The organism is Caproiciproducens sp. CPB-2, from assembly GCF_036287215.1.
Lineage (GTDB): Bacteria > Bacillota > Clostridia > Oscillospirales > Acutalibacteraceae > Caproiciproducens.
The window spans coordinates 2,509,634-2,527,228 of sequence record NZ_CP142860.1 but is presented as its reverse complement, the minus strand read 5'-3'; the positions used below and the strand labels follow the sequence as shown (position 1 = coordinate 2,527,228).

Annotated in this window: 14 protein-coding genes; 10 read left to right on the top strand and 4 right to left on the bottom strand. The window is 52.8% G+C overall.

The annotated features are described in order from the left end of the window. The first annotated feature begins 26 nt into the window (after positions 1–26). A complete protein-coding gene (locus VXK30_RS12560; RefSeq protein WP_275716528.1) occupies positions 27–716 on the top strand; it encodes an aspartate/glutamate racemase family protein in 690 nt (229 codons plus the stop codon). A 230-nt stretch (positions 717–946) separates the two neighbouring features. Here VXK30_RS12560 and ileS read toward each other — a convergent pair whose 3' ends face one another. Beyond that, positions 947–4,057, bottom strand: coding sequence for an isoleucine--tRNA ligase (ileS, locus tag VXK30_RS12555; RefSeq protein WP_275716530.1), 3,111 nt, complete (start codon positions 4,055–4,057; stop codon positions 947–949). Between the two features lie 610 nt (positions 4,058–4,667). Between ileS and VXK30_RS12550 the strand changes: the two genes are divergently transcribed. Further along, positions 4,668–6,407 (top strand): GGDEF domain-containing protein, encoded by a 1,740-nt coding sequence (locus VXK30_RS12550; RefSeq protein WP_275716532.1) that lies wholly within the window; start codon positions 4,668–4,670, stop codon positions 6,405–6,407. A gap of 18 nt (positions 6,408–6,425) precedes the next feature. On the opposite strand, the gene VXK30_RS12545 is transcribed toward VXK30_RS12550, so the two are convergent. Continuing rightward, positions 6,426–7,046 (bottom strand): response regulator transcription factor, encoded by a 621-nt coding sequence (locus VXK30_RS12545; protein WP_275716648.1) that lies wholly within the window; start codon positions 7,044–7,046, stop codon positions 6,426–6,428. Further along, positions 7,046–8,113 (bottom strand): sensor histidine kinase, encoded by a 1,068-nt coding sequence (locus tag VXK30_RS12540; protein ID WP_275716534.1) that lies wholly within the window; start codon positions 8,111–8,113, stop codon positions 7,046–7,048. Before VXK30_RS12540 ends, VXK30_RS12545 begins: the two co-directional genes overlap by 1 nt. Before the next feature lie 200 nt (positions 8,114–8,313). Here VXK30_RS12540 and VXK30_RS12535 point away from each other — a divergent pair, with 200 nt between their 5' ends. From VXK30_RS12535 to VXK30_RS12525, 3 genes are read left to right on the top strand one after another with little or no spacing between them, the layout of a single operon-like run. Continuing rightward, positions 8,314–9,246 (top strand): ABC transporter ATP-binding protein, encoded by a 933-nt coding sequence (locus tag VXK30_RS12535; protein ID WP_275716536.1) that lies wholly within the window; start codon positions 8,314–8,316, stop codon positions 9,244–9,246. Positions 9,247–9,257: 11 nt separating this feature from the next. Further along, positions 9,258–10,397: an ABC transporter permease gene (locus VXK30_RS12530; protein ID WP_275716538.1), complete on the top strand. Its 1,140-nt coding sequence runs from the start codon at positions 9,258–9,260 to the stop codon at positions 10,395–10,397. After that, a complete protein-coding gene (locus VXK30_RS12525) occupies positions 10,384–11,547 on the top strand; it encodes an ABC transporter permease (protein WP_275716541.1) in 1,164 nt (387 codons plus the stop codon). The genes VXK30_RS12530 and VXK30_RS12525 overlap by 14 nt, the downstream gene beginning before the upstream one ends. 167 nt (positions 11,548–11,714) lie before the next feature. Here the strand turns inward: VXK30_RS12525 and VXK30_RS12520 are convergent, their stop codons facing one another. Next, on the bottom strand, positions 11,715–12,074 hold the full coding sequence (locus VXK30_RS12520; protein WP_275716543.1) for a YccF domain-containing protein: 360 nt from the start codon (positions 12,072–12,074) through the stop codon (positions 11,715–11,717). A gap of 176 nt (positions 12,075–12,250) precedes the next feature. Between VXK30_RS12520 and VXK30_RS12515 the strand changes: the two genes are divergently transcribed. The 5 genes from VXK30_RS12515 to VXK30_RS12495 all read left to right on the top strand — a co-directional run bounded on the left by VXK30_RS12515 (position 12,251) and on the right by VXK30_RS12495 (position 17,569). Beyond that, positions 12,251–12,772: a type 1 glutamine amidotransferase domain-containing protein gene (locus VXK30_RS12515; RefSeq protein WP_275716545.1), complete on the top strand. Its 522-nt coding sequence runs from the start codon at positions 12,251–12,253 to the stop codon at positions 12,770–12,772. Between the two features lie 40 nt (positions 12,773–12,812). Next, positions 12,813–14,009: an aldo/keto reductase gene (locus VXK30_RS12510; protein ID WP_275716547.1), complete on the top strand. Its 1,197-nt coding sequence runs from the start codon at positions 12,813–12,815 to the stop codon at positions 14,007–14,009. Between the two features lie 175 nt (positions 14,010–14,184). Further along, positions 14,185–15,543, top strand: a complete 1,359-nt coding sequence (locus VXK30_RS12505) for an MATE family efflux transporter (RefSeq protein WP_275716550.1) — start codon at positions 14,185–14,187, stop codon at positions 15,541–15,543. A gap of 320 nt (positions 15,544–15,863) precedes the next feature. Then, on the top strand, positions 15,864–16,892 hold the full coding sequence (locus VXK30_RS12500; RefSeq protein WP_275716552.1) for a lysylphosphatidylglycerol synthase transmembrane domain-containing protein: 1,029 nt from the start codon (positions 15,864–15,866) through the stop codon (positions 16,890–16,892). A gap of 62 nt (positions 16,893–16,954) precedes the next feature. After that, entirely contained in the window at positions 16,955–17,569 is a 615-nt protein-coding gene (locus VXK30_RS12495) for a DedA family protein (protein ID WP_275716554.1), read from the top strand. Positions 17,570–17,595 lie beyond the last annotated feature (26 nt).

Sequence of the window (17,595 nt, the reverse complement as noted above, 5' to 3'; positions counted from 1 at the left end):
ATAGAATATCGGGAGAGTGAATCAATATGAAAACAATCGGCCTGATCGGAGGAATGAGCTGGGAAAGCACCGTCGGTTACTATCAGATCATCAACCGCACGGTTCAGCAGAAGCTGGGAGGGTTCCACTCCGCGCAATGCCTGCTTTACAGTATGGACTTCCATGAAATAGAAAAGTGCCAGGAGGAGGGCGACTGGGAAAAATGCGCGGGAATCCTGTCTTCCGCCGCGCGGAGCCTGGAAAAAGGGGGCGCCGATTTCCTTGTGATTTGTACCAATACCATGCATAAGGTCGCCGGACAGATTCAAAGCGCCGTCTCCATCCCGGTGCTTCACATTGCCGAGGTGACCGCGGCGGAGCTCTTGCAGAATCAAATTAAAAGAATCGCTCTGCTCGGGACGGTTTACACCATGGAGCAGGATTTTTACAAGGAAAAGCTGGCGGAAAAGAATCTGGAAGTCCTTGTACCGGATGAAGAAGACAGGAAACTCATTAATCATATTATTTTTCACGAGCTCTGCCTCGGCATCGTTTCCAATGAATCGAAAGCGGCGTTCCTGAAAATCATAGGGAAAATGGCGGAACAGGGTGCGCAGGGCGTGATTCTCGGCTGTACGGAAATCGGGATGCTGGTTCAGCAGAAGGACACGTCCGTGCCGCTGTTCGATACGACCGAAATCCACGCGAAACGCGCGGCCCTGTACGCGCTGTCCTGAATGAAGGGGCTGTTGCTCAATAACCCTTCAATAAAATAATGCATAAAAAATGCACCTTGAGTGGGCTTTTAAAACCCCGCTTTAAGGTGTATTTCTTTCTTTTAAAAGCTGTTGTCCTATGCAATTACGGCAATTCCATTTCAGTTTGCGGGACAAAACGTCTCCCCCGCCGAAGGCGGGGGAGACGCAATCTTGTGGAAATGCGGTAGCTGCCGCAAATTTATTTTACATCAGATTTTCTGAACGCCCAGCTCGACGGTTTCGCCGTTCAGGTCCCATTCCTTGGCAAAGCCCGCCATTTCGTTCAGCCTGACTTCTTCGGCCAGCACGTCGTTCTGAATAGAGGCGAGATTGTCGGAGATGATTTTCGCGATCCGGTCGTTTCCCTTTTCATAGACGATGATATGGTCGGTCACGTCAAAGCCCGCGTCCTTGCGCATGGTCTGGATTTTGCTGATGATTTCGCGGACGAATCCCTCTTCGATCAGGTTTTCCGTCAAATGGGTGTCGATGACCACCGTGATCCCGTTGTCCGCCATGGAAACGTAATTTTCCGCCTGAGCGGTTTCAATCAGCAGTTCCTCAGGGGTCAGGGAGATCTCCCCGTCCGAAAGGGCGAGGGTCAGGGCGCCGTTGGCGTCGAGCTCCTTCTTCGCCGCGCTTCCGTTGAGTCCGGCGAGCGCGGTGCGGATTTCGCCGATCTTCCTGCCGTATTTCTGCCCCAGAATTCTAAGCTGCGGCTTGAAATGGTAGGAGGTGAAGTCCGAGACATCCTCGGTAAACAGGATTTCCTTGCTGTTCAGCTCGTCGCGGATGATGGTCCGGTAGAACTCGCTCAGCGGCTTTTCCGAACGGACATACATTTTCGCGATCGGCTGGCGGTTCTTGATGTTGGCGGTATTTCTCGCCGCTCGGCCCAGCACGACGATGTCGAGCACCAGCTCCATGTTTTCTTCCAGCTCTTTGTCAATCAGGGATTCGTCGACGCTCGGAAAATCGCAGAGATGGACGCTTTCCGGCGCGGAGGGGTCGATCTTGCAGACCAGATTGCGGTAAATATCCTCCGCCATAAACGGAATCATGGGAGAGGCCGTTTTCGCTATGGTGACGAGCGCGGTGTACAGCGTCATGTAGGCGTTGATCTTGTCCTGCGGCATCCCTTTGACCCAGAAGCGCTCTCGGCTTCTTCTGACGTACCAGTTGCTCATTTCATCGACAAAATCCTGAAGCGCACGCGCCGCCTCCGGAATCCGGTAGTTCTCCAGATGGCCGTCGATGGCTTTTACAGAGGTGTTCAGGCGGGACAGCAGCCATTTGTCCATGACGGTCAGGCTGCCGCGGTCCAGCGTGTATTTGGTGGCGTCGAACTCGTCGATGTTCGCGTACAGTACGAAGAAAGCATAGGTGTTCCACAGCGTGCCCATGAATTTGCGCTGGCCTTCCGTCACGGCCTTGCCATGGAAACGGTTCGGGAGCCAGGGGGCGGAGTTGCTGTAGAAGTACCAGCGGATCGCGTCCGCGCCGTAGGTCTCCAGCGCCTCGAACGGGTCGACTGCGTTGCCCTTGGATTTGGACATCTTCTGCCCGTTCTCGTCCTGTACATGGCCGAGGACGATGACGTTTTTATACGGGGCCTTGTTGAAAATCAGGGTGGAAATCGCAAGAAGGGAATAGAACCATCCTCTTGTCTGATCCACCGCCTCGGAAATGAAGTCGGCGGGGAACTGCTGATGGAAAAGCTCCTGATTTTCAAACGGATAGTGATGCTGAGCGAACGGCATGGAACCGGAGTCGAACCAGCAGTCGATCACTTCCGGCACGCGTTTCATCTGTTTGCCGCATTTCGGGCAGGTAATGGTCACCGCGTCGATGTACGGCCGGTGCAGCTCAATATCCTCCGGGCAGTTGGGGGACATGGCTTTCAGCTCCTCAATGCTGCCGACGGAGTGCTTGTGCCCGCACTCGCATTCCCAGATATTCAGCGGGGTGCCCCAGTAGCGGTTGCGGCTGATGCTCCAGTCCTGCACGTTTTCCAGCCAGTCGCCGAAGCGGCCCTTGCCGATGCTTTCCGGGATCCAGTGGATGGTATTGTTGTTGCGGATCAGATCGTCCTTGACCGCAGTCATTTTAATGAACCAGGAATCCCTGGCGTAATAGATCAGCGGGGTGTCGCAGCGCCAGCAGAACGGATAGCTGTGCTCAAAGGCGGGCGCGGAGAACAGAAGCCCGCGCTGGTTCAGGTTTTTCAGGATTTCCTTGTCGGCGTCCTTGCAGAACATGCCCGGCCAGAGGGTCTCTTTGGTCATCTCGCCTTTCCCGTCTACCAGCTGCACGAAGGGCAGGCCGTATTTGCGGCCGACATTCGCGTCGTCCTCGCCGAAGGCGGGCGCGATATGAACCACACCGGTGCCGTCCGTCAGCGTAACGTAGCGGTCGCAGGTGACGTACCAGCACTTTTTGTCCGGTTTTACAAAGTCAAAGAGCGGCTCGTATTCCTTATATTCCAGGTCTTTTCCGACATACTTTTCCAGTACGGTGTATTCTTCCCCCAGCACCTTGGGGGCAAGGGCCTCCGCCAGGTAATAGACGGCGTCCGCCGTTTTCACCTTCACATAGCTTTCGTCGGGATTCACGCACAAAGCCACGTTGGACGGCAGCGTCCAGGGGGTGGTTGTCCACGCCAGAATAAAGGCGTCCTCGCCCTTTACCCGGAATTTCGCGATCGCGGATTTCTCCTTGACGTCCTTGTACCCCTGGGCCACCTCGTGGCTGGAAAGGGGGGTCCCGCACCGCGGGCAGTAGGGGACGATCTTAAAGCCCTTGTACAGAAGGCCCTTTTCCCAGATCTGCTTTAACGCCCACCATTCGGACTCAATATAATCGTTTTCATAGGTCACGTAAGGGTGCTCCATGTCCGCCCAGAAGCCGACGGTCCGGGAGAAGTCCTCCCACATCCCCTTGTATTTCCATACGCTTTCGCGGCATTGCTTGATGAAGGGTTCCAGCCCGTACTGCTCGATCTGCTCCTTGCCGTCCAGATGAAGGAGTTTTTCCACCTCCAGCTCCACGGGAAGCCCGTGCGTGTCCCAGCCGGCCTTCCGGGGGACCTGATAGCCCTTCATCGTCCGGTAGCGGGGAATCATATCCTTGATGACCCTTGTCAGGACATGACCGATGTGGGGCTTGCCGTTCGCGGTCGGCGGGCCGTCGTAAAACATATAGGTTTTTCCGTTTTTGCGGCTGTCGATGCTCTTTTCGAAGATTTTGTTTTCTTCCCAGAACTTTTCGATCTTCTTTTCGCGTTCTACAAAGTTTAAATTTGCAGGAACCTTGTCGTACATTGCTGAAACCTCCCAAAATAAAAAACCTCCGCCCTGAGAACAGGACGAAGGCTTCGCTTCGTTATACCACCTATTGCAGCATACTGTCATATGTGCTCCCGGTAACGGGGGAAAACCGCCAAAGCTTAGTCGAAGAACTCTTTCAGCCCGGAACTCGAGAGTGATGTTCGGAAGTAAACGACTCAGGCCGGACTCTCACTGTCACCGGCTCGCTTTGCTTTTTGTCTGAATCCTACTGTCTCTTTCAACGTTTTTGTCATATTTTCAGGAATTAATCATAGCACAGGAATCAAAAAAAGTCAAACATCCCCTTTTATGGAATCCGCCGCGCGGAATCCACCGGGGAATTGTTAAATGTTGGTTATATTTTGCTCCCAATGTTTGATTTTATGCCCGTTTCCTGTTAGAATTGGGACTGATGAAATTTTTGAAAAATTTAACAGTTTTTAATCGAATCCTAATGAAACAGCGCGGGTTCAGGCGATATTGTATAGATGGCAGGCATGATGTTCCAAAGAAACAGGCCGCCGTTTTTTTTCGGCGGCAGACGGTACCATCATGGATCAACAATCTGTTTTGGAGGTAGCCAGAAAAGAGTATGGATGAGAAAATGAAATCGGAACTGGATAAAATTATCGACGGGAAATATATAAAGACTGTTTTTCAGCCCATCGTATCCCTGCGCGACGGTTCCGTTATCGGATATGAGGCGTTGAGCAGAGTTACCTGTGAGAGCGCCATCGCAAATCCCGAGGAACTGTTCCGGATCGCCGGGGAAAGCAGCCGCCTCTGGGACCTGGAGCTTCTCTGCCGGTCCACGGCGCTCCAGACAGCCTATCTGAAGACGGGGATCACGCTGAAAAAGAAGCTTTTTCTCAATGTAAATCCCGATGTGATGCACGACGCGAAATTCAGGCAGGGCTTTACCAAGGAATATCTGAAAAATTACGGCGCGGTGCCGGAGGATATCATTTTTGAAATCACGGAGCGGAACGCGGCCTCCGATATGGATGCCTTTCACGGGGCCGTTTCCCATTATAAGGACCAGAACTACAAAATCGCCATCGATGACGCGGGCGCCGGGTATTCCGGGCTGAACCTGATCAGCGACATCAACCCGCACTACATCAAGCTGGATATGAACCTCATCCGCAATATCGACAAGGACAGCATTAAGTTTGCCCTTGTAAAAAGCATGACGGAGCTTTCTCACGTGGCCAATATCAGCCTCGTCGCGGAGGGGGTGGAAACCCAGGAGGAACTCGCCACCCTGATCGATCTGGGCGTGCAGTACGCACAGGGATACTATCTGCAGCGGCCGGACGAGCAGATGAAGGAGCCCGCGCCCGACGTCCTTGGCTTCATCATCGAGGCCAACCGCCGGAAAAACCATGTTCTGGGCAGTCAGGCCAGCAATATCTATATCCAGAATATCTGCACACAGACCAAAACGATTTCCCCGGAAGCAAAGGTGGAGGATGTTTTCGAGGAGCTCAAAAAGGACCCGTCGTCCTTCGGAATGTGCGTGGTGGAAGACGGCACGGTGCTGGGCGTGGTGACAAAGGCCAATCTGGTGCTCAAGCTCAGCGGACGGTACGGGTTCAGCCTGAACCAGAAAAGGCCGGTTTCCTGCCTGATGGACCGGCAGTTTTTAGCGGTGGCCCAAGACACCCCGATCAGCGACGTTTCGCACATCGCCATGTCCCGCCCTCCGGAAAAGCTGTATGACTTTATCGTCGTGACCATGGATGAAAAATATCTGGGGACCGTCACCATCAAGGACCTTCTGGAAAAGACCACGGAAATCGAAGTGGCGAACGCGAAATATCAGAATCCCCTGACCGGCCTGCCCGGGAATCTGGTGATCGAGCAGAAAATCCGGGCCTGTATCGAAAGAGATACGCCCTACAGCGTCATCTATTTCGATATCGATAATTTCAAGGCCTATAACGACGTTTACGGCTTTGAAAACGGGGACAGGATCATCAAGCTGCTTGCGAAAACGATCGTATCCCATGTGCCGGAAAAGCAGTTTGCCGGCCATGTGGGCGGAGACGATTTCGTGGCGGTGCTGAGCGGTTTCAGCTGCGGCAGCCTGTGTGCCAAAATCATCAAAGATTTTGATAAAAACGTGCTGCAGTACTATAATCCGAGGGATATCCAAAACGGATATATCCTCGCGGAAAACAGGCGGGGGGAGCTGGAAAAATTTCCGCTGATTTCCCTGTCCGTTGCGGGAGTAAGCAACCGCACCCGCCGCTTCGGCACGATGCAGGAGCTGACGGAGGAACTGGCGAAAATAAAAAAGAAAAGCAAGCAGCAGAACGGAAGCTCCTGCTGCCTGGAGTAATGCGGAGAAAACGGAAGGTCAGGAATGCTTATAATAGAAAATGGCAAGCTGCGTTCTGTCGCGGAGCCCAAGTTTTTCGAGGATGACGCTGATGTAATTGCGCACGGTTCCCTCGCTCAAAAACAGGGTTTCCGCGATTTCTTTATTGGACAGGCCGTTTGCGACCTGTGTGATGATTTCCGTTTCTTTTTCACTCAGGCCGAATTCTTTGAAATCGTCCTTCGGGCTGCCGCTGAGCATGGCGGGGATTCTGGTGATGATTTCATCCCCGAACACCCGCTGTCCGATCGCGACCGTCTTGATGGAAGGCACGATGCTTTCAAAATTCTGTTTTAAAAGATAGCCCTTCGCGCCGATCCGCAGCGCCTTGATGATGTAATCATCGTCGGAGAAGGTGGTCAAAAACAGGATTTTCGTGCCGGGGTCCCGTTTCAGCAGAATTTCGGCTACCTCAATGCCGGTCATGCCGTCCATGCGGATATCCATCAGCAGGATGTCCGGCCTGCACTCGCCGAACAGCGCGATCGCCTGACTGCCGCTGGCGCCCGTTCCCACCACCTCGATATCGCCGTCCGCTTCGAGAATGGTTTTGAGCGAACTTGAAACGAGCCTGTCGTCGTCCACAATCAGTACTCTTATCAATTTGCCGCCTCCTTCGGGATAGTGATAAAAATTTTAAAGCCGTGATCGGTCATAATATTGATGTTTCCGTGAAAAGCGTCCACCCGGTCGGTGATGTTTTTCAGGCCGATCCCGCTTCCCGCGTCGTGATTTTTCACGGTCCCGTTGTCTTCTATAATCAGCTGATAAAGCGCGGGATGTTCCCGGCAGGTGATGCTCGCCCGGCTTGCGTCGGAGTGCCGGATGATGTTTGCCAGCGCCTCCTTTACAATGGAAAGGAACGCGTATTTCAGCCGGATGTCCGGGTTGCTGTGAATGTCGTAGTCCAGGCTCAGCTCGCAGAAAGTGAAGTTACGCGCCAGTTCTTCCATCTGTCCGTACAGGTCGATGGATTCGTCGTACAGGTTGTGTACGCTGGAGCGGATGCTTTCCATGGCCCGCGTCAGGGTGTCTTTTACCGCCAGCAGGTTTTCCTTCGCCTTTTCATCCTTGTTGACGGCGAGCAGCGCGCCGATCTGCAGCAGAGAGCTGGACAGCAGATGCCCCACATTATCGTGAATTTCCCGCGCGATGCGGTTGCGCTCGTTCAGGGTGGCGATGCTGACTTCATAATCCTGCTTTTCCAGCAGGTCACTGTTCTGCTGGTTCAGCAGGAGCGTCATTTCCTTTGTGGTGTCGCGCAGATCGTTGTAATCCGATCTCAGCTTTTCCAGCCGGGCGGTACGGTATTTCAGCAATACACAGAGCAGAAAGAGAATGGCCGTTGCCGCACTGACGGCAGTGCCCGCGCCCTGCCAGAGAAAAACGAGTGGGATCAGCGCGGCCAGACAGAGAAACTGGAATCTTTCGAACAGCAGGTCGTAACAGATCAGCGGAAGAAATACGGTCAGTCCGGGAAGAAATACGCTTGCCGCAATAAATCCGCCGGTCAGCACGGCCCGAAGAACCGGTTTTTCAAAATAGCTCAGGAAGCACGTGAAAACAACGGCGGTCAGCACCGGCACCACGCTTGCGCCGAAACCGGGCTCGCACAGGTAAAGGACAAAGCAGCAGATCAGAAGGATGATTTTATCGATGAGAATCATTACGGCCAACTCCTCCTATCTTCCATTCGGACGGCCCGTCGTTTCTTTTATAGTAACATCTTTCTTTCCGGTTCACAATCGCAATTTACGGGGATCACGGAAGAACATGACATCTGTCACGGAAAACACTGACAGGCGGCACTGATCATCCCCGTTATTATGCGCTAAAATAGGAGCATGAAAACAAGGAGGTTCCGCTTATGATTATCAGGGTGAACAATCTGGTGAAGAGATACGGCGATCTGGTCGCGCTGGATCATCTTTCGCTAAAAGTAAAGGAAGGGGAAATATTCGGGCTGCTCGGGCCGAACGGCTCCGGAAAGACGACGGCCATCAACTGTATTTTATCCCTTTTAAAATACGACAAGGGCGAAATTGAAATTTTTGACCGGCCCATGGCTCCGGACGCTTACGACATCAAACGGGACATCGGAATCATCATGCAGAATGTCGCCGTGTTCGAGGAACTGACAGTGTACGAAAACATCGATTATTTCTGCGGGCTGTATGTCCCGGACAAAGCAAAAAGAAAAAAGCTGGTGGAAGACGCCATCGATTTTGTAGGGCTGAACGATTTTCGGAAGTTTTATCCCAAAAAGCTGAGCGGCGGCCTGCTTCGCCGGCTGAACATCGCCTGCGGAATCGCGCACCGGCCGAAGCTGATCATTCTGGACGAACCGACGGTGGCGGTCGATCCCCAGAGCCGGAACAATATTCTGGAGGGCATTGTGCGGCTGAACCGGGAAGGCGCCACCATTGTCTATACTTCCCATTATATGGAGGAAGTGGAACAGATCTGTACCAGGATCATGATTTTAGATAAGGGCAGGATGATCGCCGACGGCACCAAGGAAGAACTGAAGGCCATGATCACGCTCGGGGAGAAAATCACGGTCGAGACCTTCTCTCTCCGTGAGGAACATCTGGCGGCCCTGAAAAAACTCCCGAATATCGTTTCCGCCGAGTACCGCGACCATCTGCTGGTCGTAAAGTCCGGGAAGGGGCAGAACAACCTGGAAGCCGTACTGGATTTTCTGAAAAAGAATGAGATCACCTTCGGGAAGATTTATTCCGAGCTGCCCACCCTCAACGACGTGTTTCTGGAAATCACCGGAAAACAGCTCAGGGATTAGGGGGGAGAAGAATGTTTCAGCATCTTTTCACGGCAAGGCTGAAATGCCTGATCCGCGACAGGCAGATGATGTTCTGGACCCTGCTTTTCCCGCTGCTGCTTGCCACCTTCTTCAATATGGCTTTGTCCAATCTGAACAATACGGAAGCCTTTCATCCCATCGATATCGCCGTGGTGGACAACGACCGGTACCGGCAGAACAAGGATTTTCAGTCGGTGCTGGAGGAAGTCTCCCAAGGGGAAGACCGGATTTTCAACCTGACAAAAACCGATGGGGAAAAGGCGAAAAAGCTGCTTGACGACGGGAAAATCAAGGCGTACGTTACGGTGGGTACGGAGATCGGGATGACGGTCCGGGAATCGGGCCTCAGCCAGAACATTGTCCGGGCTTTCCTGAACAGCTACAGCCAGACGTCCTCCGCGGTGGCCTCGATTGTCAGGGAGAACCCCGCTTCCATTAAAGACGGGTTGATCGACGCCGTTTCCGCCCGCGGAGAATACACCCGGGAGGTTTCCGGCAGCAGCGCGGAGCCGAACAATGTGCTCAATTATTTTTACTCCCTGATCGCCATGAGCTGCCTGTACGGCGGCTTCCTGGGGCTGAAGGAAGTAGCGGACGTTCAGGCCGATCTTTCGCAGCGGGCGGCACGCGTCAACGTGGCCCCGGTCCATAAGCTGAAAATCTTTCTTTACAATGTGTGCGCGGCAATCCTGCTCCATTTCTCGGAGATGCTGGTGCTTCTCGCCTATCTGTATTTCGGGCTGAAAATCGACTTTGGGCCTAAAAGCCTTTTTGTCCTTCTGACGACCTTCGCCGGCAGTGTGCTGGGCGTTTCCTTCGGCGCCTTTGTCAGTGCGCTGGTAAAAAAAGGGGAGGGAATCAAGGTAGCGGTTCTGCTGGCGGTCAGCATGGCCGGTTCGTTTCTGGCGGGAATGATGTTCGAGGATATGAAGTATATCGTCGCGCAGAACGCGCCGGTTCTCTCTTACCTGAATCCGGTGAACCTGCTTACAGACGCCTTTTACTCCCTGTACTATTACGACGTCATGACCCGGTACGGGTGGAATATGGCGGCGGTCTGCGCTTATGCGCTGCTGTTCTGCCTGGGGTCGTATTTCATGATAAGGAGGCAGAAATATGCCAGTCTTTAAGCTCTGTATGAAAATCATCCAAAAAAATCTGTCCTCCATGATGATCTATGTAGCCGTTTTTCTTGCCGTCTCCACGCTTCTCTCGCTGAACAGCTCAAAAGTGCGGGAAACCGGTTTTTCTCAGGAAAAAACCGATATCGCCTTTCTCAGCGAAGAAGACAGCCCTCTGATCGACGGCTTTCAGGCGGAGCTGGCCAAAACAGCCAGCTTCGTAGAGGTCCCGGACGAAACGGAAAAGCTTCAGGACGCGCTTTTCTTCCGCTCCGTCAGTTATATTCTCCGTATCCCCAAAGGCTTTACCCAGAGCTTTATGCGGGGAGAAGACGTGCGGATCGAGAAGACCACCGTGCCGAATTCCGTCAGCAACGCCTATATCGATTTAAATATCAACCAGTATTTCAACACGGCGGCGCTCTATGTAAAAACGGTTCCCGGCATTACGCAGGAGGACCTGGTCCGGCATTTGAAAGCGGATATGGAAATCAATACCCCCGTCGCAATGAAAGCAGATGCACAGCCGGATACCGACAACGGCTTTTCCGAGTATTTCTTCAATTACCTTGCCTATGCGCTTTCTTCCGTGCTCGTTCTGGGCGTCTCCGCCATCATGCTGGTGTTCAATGACCGGGATCTGAGCCGCAGAAATTTCTGCTCCCCCCTGAGCGCGGGAAAGATCAATTTCCAGTTTATCCTTGCGAACCTGGTTTTTACCGTTGCCTGCTGGGCGGTCATGGTCGGCTTCTGTTTCCTGCTGGATTACCGGAACATTATGACCCGGAACACGGCTTATCTGGTCCTGAACTCTTTTGTGTTTACGCTCAGCATGTCCGGCATCAGCTTTCTTATCGGGAACCTTCTGAAGGAACGCGGAGCGATTTCGGCGGTCTGCAACGTTGTCTCCCTGGGTCCCTGCTTTATCAGCGGAGTATTCGTACCGCAGGAGCTCCTGAATTCCACCGTTTTGAAAATCGCCAGCTTTACCCCGACCTACTGGTATGTCAAAGCGAACAACCGGATTTCCTCGCTGGCCAGCTTCAGCTTCTCCAGCCTTTCCGAAGTCTATACCGCCATGCTGATTGAGGCAGGCTTCGCAGTCGCGTTTTTCGCGGTCTCCATGGTCGTGGGGAAGAAAAAAAGAATGAGTTCTTAAAACGGGACTGTTGAATCAATTCGCGATGGCAAATTGCAAAAAGCAGCAGGCTCAAAAAAAGAAGCGCGCCTTGATTGGCTGACAGCCGTTTCAAGGCGCGCTTCTCGTGTATCAGGCAGTCGATAAAGCCGCGCAGCCGCAAATCACTTTGCCATATTTGAAAATTCTTAATGAACGCAGGCGCCGAACGGCATCAGCGCCAGCTTTGCGATCTTGAAGCACTGCAGCCCGAAAGGAATTCCGACGATTGTCAGGCAGAACAGCCCGCCGATCGCGGCGGCTTCCACCGCCAGCGCGAAACCGCCGAAGACGAGCCACAGGATATTGAGCAAAAACGAGCCGACACCGCCGCCGAAGGAAACCTCTTTCCCGAACGGGAAAAACGCCAGCTCCGCGAATTTAAAGCACTGGATCCCGACGGGAATCCCCACAATGGTAATACACCACAGAATGCCTACCAGAAGCCAGCTCAAACCCATAATCAGGCCGCCGAAGACGAACCAGATCAAATTCCCCAGACATCCCATAACATAACGCTCCGATTTGACCGCCGGTCGGGCGGTTTATTTTTTATTTATATGATATCATAAATATGCCGCGGAATAAAATCCCGTTCCGCACAAAATCCCTGTTTCCTTATTGCTAAATCCGGGCTGCAATACTATAATCAACATAAACAGCAGAAAAAAAGGAGGGAATTTCCATGAAAAAGGACTTGAAAGCCATTTGTCTGATTTCGGACGATTTTGAGGATCTGGAGCTGTGGTATCCGGTGCTGAGGCTCCGGGAAGAGGGCGTCACCGTCCATCTGGTCGGCGAAAAGGCAAACCAAAAGTATGTCGGCAAGTACGGCGTTCCGGCGGTTTCCGATTATGCGTTCGGGGATATCCGTATTGAGGATTACGACGCGCTTTTGGTACCCGGCGGCTGGGCGCCGGATAAATTAAGGCGTTTTCCGGAGGTGCTGGAAATGGTCCGCTCTATGGACCGGCGGGAAAAGCCCATCGGGCATATCTGCCACGCGGGCTGGGTCCTGGCTTCCGCGGATATCCTGCGGGGCAAAAAGGTCACGAGCACTCCGGGCATCAAGGACGACCTGATTCACGCCGGGGCCGCATGGTACGACCTTCCGGTGGTTGTGGACGGCAATATCGTTTCCAGCCGCCGCCCGCCGGATTTGCCGGAATATATGAAGGCGTTCATTGAGCTGCTCGAAAAACAGTGACGGGCGCTTTCCGCGCCCCTGAATTTTCGGAGGGATTCATTTGAAGACAAGAGTAAACGTGAAAAACGGCGATGCACTCTCCATTCTGGGGTTCGGGTGTATGCGGCTGCCCACAAAGAACGGCTCGATCGATGAAACGAGATCGATTCGGATGATTCACGACGCCGTCGAAAAGGGCGTGAATTATTTTGATACGGCCTATATCTATCAGAACGGGAAAAGCGAACTGCTGCTGGGCCGGGCTTTGGCCGGGGGCTACCGCGGCCGGGTGAAAATCGCCACAAAGCTGCCGCCTTTTCTGGTCGGAAAGCTGGAAAATGCAAAGAAAATCTTTGCAACGGAGCTTCAGCGGCTGCAGACGGACCATATCGATTATTATCTGCTGCACATGCTGACCGACAAGCCGGGGTATGACCGCCTTGCTTCGCTCGGCGTCATGGAATGGCTGGAAGAGCTGAAAGCACAGGGCAAAATCAGAAACATCGGCTTTTCTTTCCACGGGAGCAGGACGGACTTTGAGCTGATTTTAAAAGCGTATCCGTGGGATTTCTGCCAGATCCAGTACAACTATATGGATGAAAACAACCAGGCGACGAAAGCCGGGCTGCAGACCGCGGCGGCGATGGGAATCCCGGTGATCGTCATGGAGCCTCTGCGCGGCGGAAAGCTGGTCACGCACCTGCCCGAACTGGTGACGAAGGCCTTTCAGAGCTACGACAAAAACCGTTCTCCGGCGGAGTGGGCTTTGCGCTGGGTATGGAACCATCCCGAAGTGAACGTGGTGCTTTCCGGTATGAGCGACGAAACGCAGATGGAGGAAAATATCCGCATCGCGGGACAGGCGGAGCCCGATTCCCTTTGTGCGGAGGAACTGGATGTGTTCCGGACGGTCGGAAAGGAAATCGGTGAAAAGACGAAAATCCCCTGTACGGGCTGCGGGTACTGTATGCCCTGCCCCGCGGGGGTGAACATTCCCGGATGCTTTTCCTGTTACAACGACAAGTACCTGATGCGGGATAAATCGGCGCGGTTCCGGTATTTTCAGTCGCTGGGCGCCCTGTCGGCCAAACCGGCCGTCGCGTCCCGGTGCAGGCAGTGCGGAAAATGCGAAAGCCACTGTCCTCAGAAAATAGCCATCCGGAAGGAACTGAAAACAGTCAGCCGTGAGATGGAAGGCGTTCTCTATAAACCGCTTGTTGCCATTGTCAGGAAAATGATGAGGATAAAATCAAATTAAAACCCGGCCGCGCCCCGGTATGAATTCCTTTTTGGAAGAAATACCCGGCGCGGTTTCTTCTTTTGCACGGCGGCCCGGAATTTCCGGAAGAAACGCGAAAAGAAAGGATTTCTGTCTTGAAAACCTGATTTTATCATGATACAATAAAAACTCACAGACAGAAAGCGGGTTTAGATTGAAATTTGAATTTTTACATCAGAGTACCGAGCAGAGACGGGACCTGATTCTGCACGGAAATATATTGCAGACCCTGATGATGCTGTCACTGCCAACGCTGATGATGAGCGTCATACAGTCTCTGATGCCGTTGACGGACGGACTTTTTATCAATAATGCGGCGGGAACGCTGGTCGCGAGCGCGGTCACCTACAGCGAACCCGTCATCAACATGATGACGGCGCTGGCCCAGGGGCTGAGCGTAGCGGCGATGGCCATTATCGGCCAAGCGAACGGCCACGGCGATTTTGACCGGGTACGGAGCATTTCCGCGCAGATCGTCGTGTTTTCCTTTACCATGGGGTTTTGCATCGCGCCCCTGTCCGCGCTGGTGGCGTTTCCGATTTCGGCCAATGTGGACCCGGAAATCTCGCACAATGTCATGCTGTATATCAGCCTTTATGCGTTTGTTCTGCCGTTTTCCTTTTTGGAGAGCATCTACAACGCGATCAAGAACGCTACCGGAAAACCGGAGGCTACCTTTATCCGCATGCTGCTTATGCTCTTCCTGAAAATTATTTTTAATATCGTATTCGTCGTCTGGCTGCGGCTGGAGGTAGTCGGCTGCGTGCTCTCTTCGTTCTTCGCCAACTTCCTGATCTGCGGCTGGATGTTCTATGAGCTGTTTGTCAGGGAGGGAGAGGACAAGCTTACCCTGAAAGGATTCCGGTTTGACAAACGGCTGATTTTTCAGCTTTTCCAGGTGGGGGTTCCCGCCATGCTGACCAGCCTGATGCTGAATCTCGGCTTTTTCCTGATCAATAACGAAACCCAGAAATACGGCGCGGTGGTCCTAAACGGGCAGGGCATCGCCAACAATATTACCGCCGTCTGCTTTAATCTGCCGGCGGCGTTCGGTTCGGCCATAACGACCATGGTCAGCCTGAATATCGGGGCGGAGCAGCCGGACAAAGCGAAGCGTTCCTGCCTGATCGGGTGCGTGGCCAGCGCGGTGACGGCTGTCGCCATCATCGCCCTGATCGTACCGACGTCCCCCTTCCTTACGGTTTTGTTCACGCAGAGGGCGGACGTGCTGGAGGTAGCCAACAGGGCGCTGCACATCTACACCTATTCCGTGGTGGGCTTCGGCGTCTGTATGGCGGTGCAGGGCGCGTTTATCGGCCTTGGCCGTACCGGCGTGCCGCTGGTGCTGGGCGTTTTGCGTATCTGGCTTTTGCGGTATCTTTTTATTCTGGCCACGGAACAGGCGCTGCAGTTCTATTCCGTTTTCTGGGGCAACCTGTTTTCCAATTATGCAGCCGCGGTCATTTCCATCATCCTGATCCTGCGGGTAAAATGGTCCTCCGTGCTGCGTTAGCCCCCAATACCGTTTTCCATAATTTTCATTGTAATAAGCGCCGTATTGGAACAGCCAGTGCGGCGCTTTGTCCGTCGTAAGGCGGTTTTTTCGATTTATGTATGTTGTTTGCCGGATAGAGCAATAATAAAATAATCATTGCGGATGATTTGGCTGAAAACCGGTTCAATGGCTTCCTGCAGCCGATTTTGGCGTAAATGAAAGCCTGTACATAAAGTCTTCATGTATTGTTTATAAATCCACGCTGTTCTTTTAAGGCTTTCTGTTGTATAATATAAACTCGTGTTATGATAATGAAAACAGTATCTGAAGGGGATGCCATGCAGAATCAAAAAAAACTGGCGACTGCTAAAAATATTTTTTCGGCTGCAACCATTTTACTTTCAATAGGAATTCTGGCTTTCTTTCTGTTTACCGAAGACGGTATGGAGAGTTTGGGGCATGTTCTTTCAGAGCTTCAGCCGGTCTGGCTTCTCTGGATTCTGGCGGGGGTGCTTGCCGGGTGGTTTTTGGAGGGATATGTGCTTCACCTGCTCTGCAACCATCTTGACAAAGCGTGGACCCTGGTAGAATCGCTTTATATCGGCATGGTCGAAATTTTTTACAGCGCCCTTGCCCCTTTCGGGACGGGGGAGCCCATGGAAGTCTACTGTATGACAAAGATGGGAATGGAAACAGGCACCGCTACTTCCATCGTGGCCGTAAAGTCCCTGATCCACCATGGGGTTACGTTTGTGTACTCCTTTATTCTGGTCGCGTTTGAGCTGAATTATTTTCAGACCAAAGTAAGTAATTTTGCCGTGATCGCCGTTTTCGGGCTGGTTACCAACAGCCTTTTTATTTTGCTTGCGCTGGTTTTCATGATGAATGAAAGGCTTACCGATTTGATCCTGCGGACGGTTATCCGCTTGATGGACAAAATTCACCTTCATAAGCTTTCTCGGAAATTTTACGATCAGGTGCACGGTCAGCTTGCTGTTTTTCACGACAGCTCTAAAATTTTCGGGAAAAATTACACCCTGTATGCGATCGCGGTTTTCTTCACGCTGATTCAGATTACGATTGCCAGCCTGTTATCCTTCTTTGTTTACCGCAGCTTTAACCTGAAGGGGGAGCCGGTGTTTACGATGGTTGCGGCGGATACTTTTGTCATGATGGCCGCGTCGTTCATTCCGCTGCCGGGTTCTTCCGGCGGCGCGGAGGGGGGATTCTATCTCTTCTTCCGGGAATTCTTCGGCCCGTATATCATTCCGGGAATCACCCTTTGGAGATTTTCAAGCTATTATCTTAATATTCTTCTGGGAAGCGTGCTCGTTTATTTCGGAGGGAAGAAATATCTTCCCGATTGACGGCGGCGGATGCCGTGCCCGGAAAATACTAAGGATTCAGGTGAGGCAAGGAGTTTGATGAGATGCAGGATTGGATCATAGGGATTATCAACCAATACGGCTATTTTGGAATCGCGCTGCTGATTGCGGTTGAAAACATATTTCCCCCTATTCCGTCGGAGGTGATTTTAACCTTCAGCGGATTCATGACCACGGTAACGGACCTGAAAATATGGGGCGTGGTGCTTTCGGCGACCATTGGCTCCGTTCTGGGCGCCGTGGTTTTGTACAGCGTGGGCAGGCTGATGAGCCCGCAGCGGCTGGAGCGTCTGCTGGGCGGGAAGCTGGGGAGAGTCCTTCATTTAAAAAGGGAGGACGTCCGCCACGCGGGAGCGTGGTTTGCCCGGCGGGGAAAGTTTACGGTGTTTTTCTGCCGGTTTATTCCCGTCGTGCGCAGCCTCATTTCCATCCCCGCCGGAATGGCAAAAATGAGGATGGGGATGTTTTTGCTGCTGACCGCGCTGGGAACGCTTCTGTGGAACGTCGTTCTGGTTTATCTGGGGGCTTTTTTCGGCTCTTCCTGGGAAACGGTGGTACGGTATGTGGATACTTACTCGGTGGCTGCGATCGCGGTCGTCGCCGCATCTCTGGTTGGTTTCTGTGCGTGGTACTTTCTCAGAAGGTCAAAGCGCCGGTAACACCGGCCTTCCTTATTAAGAACAGC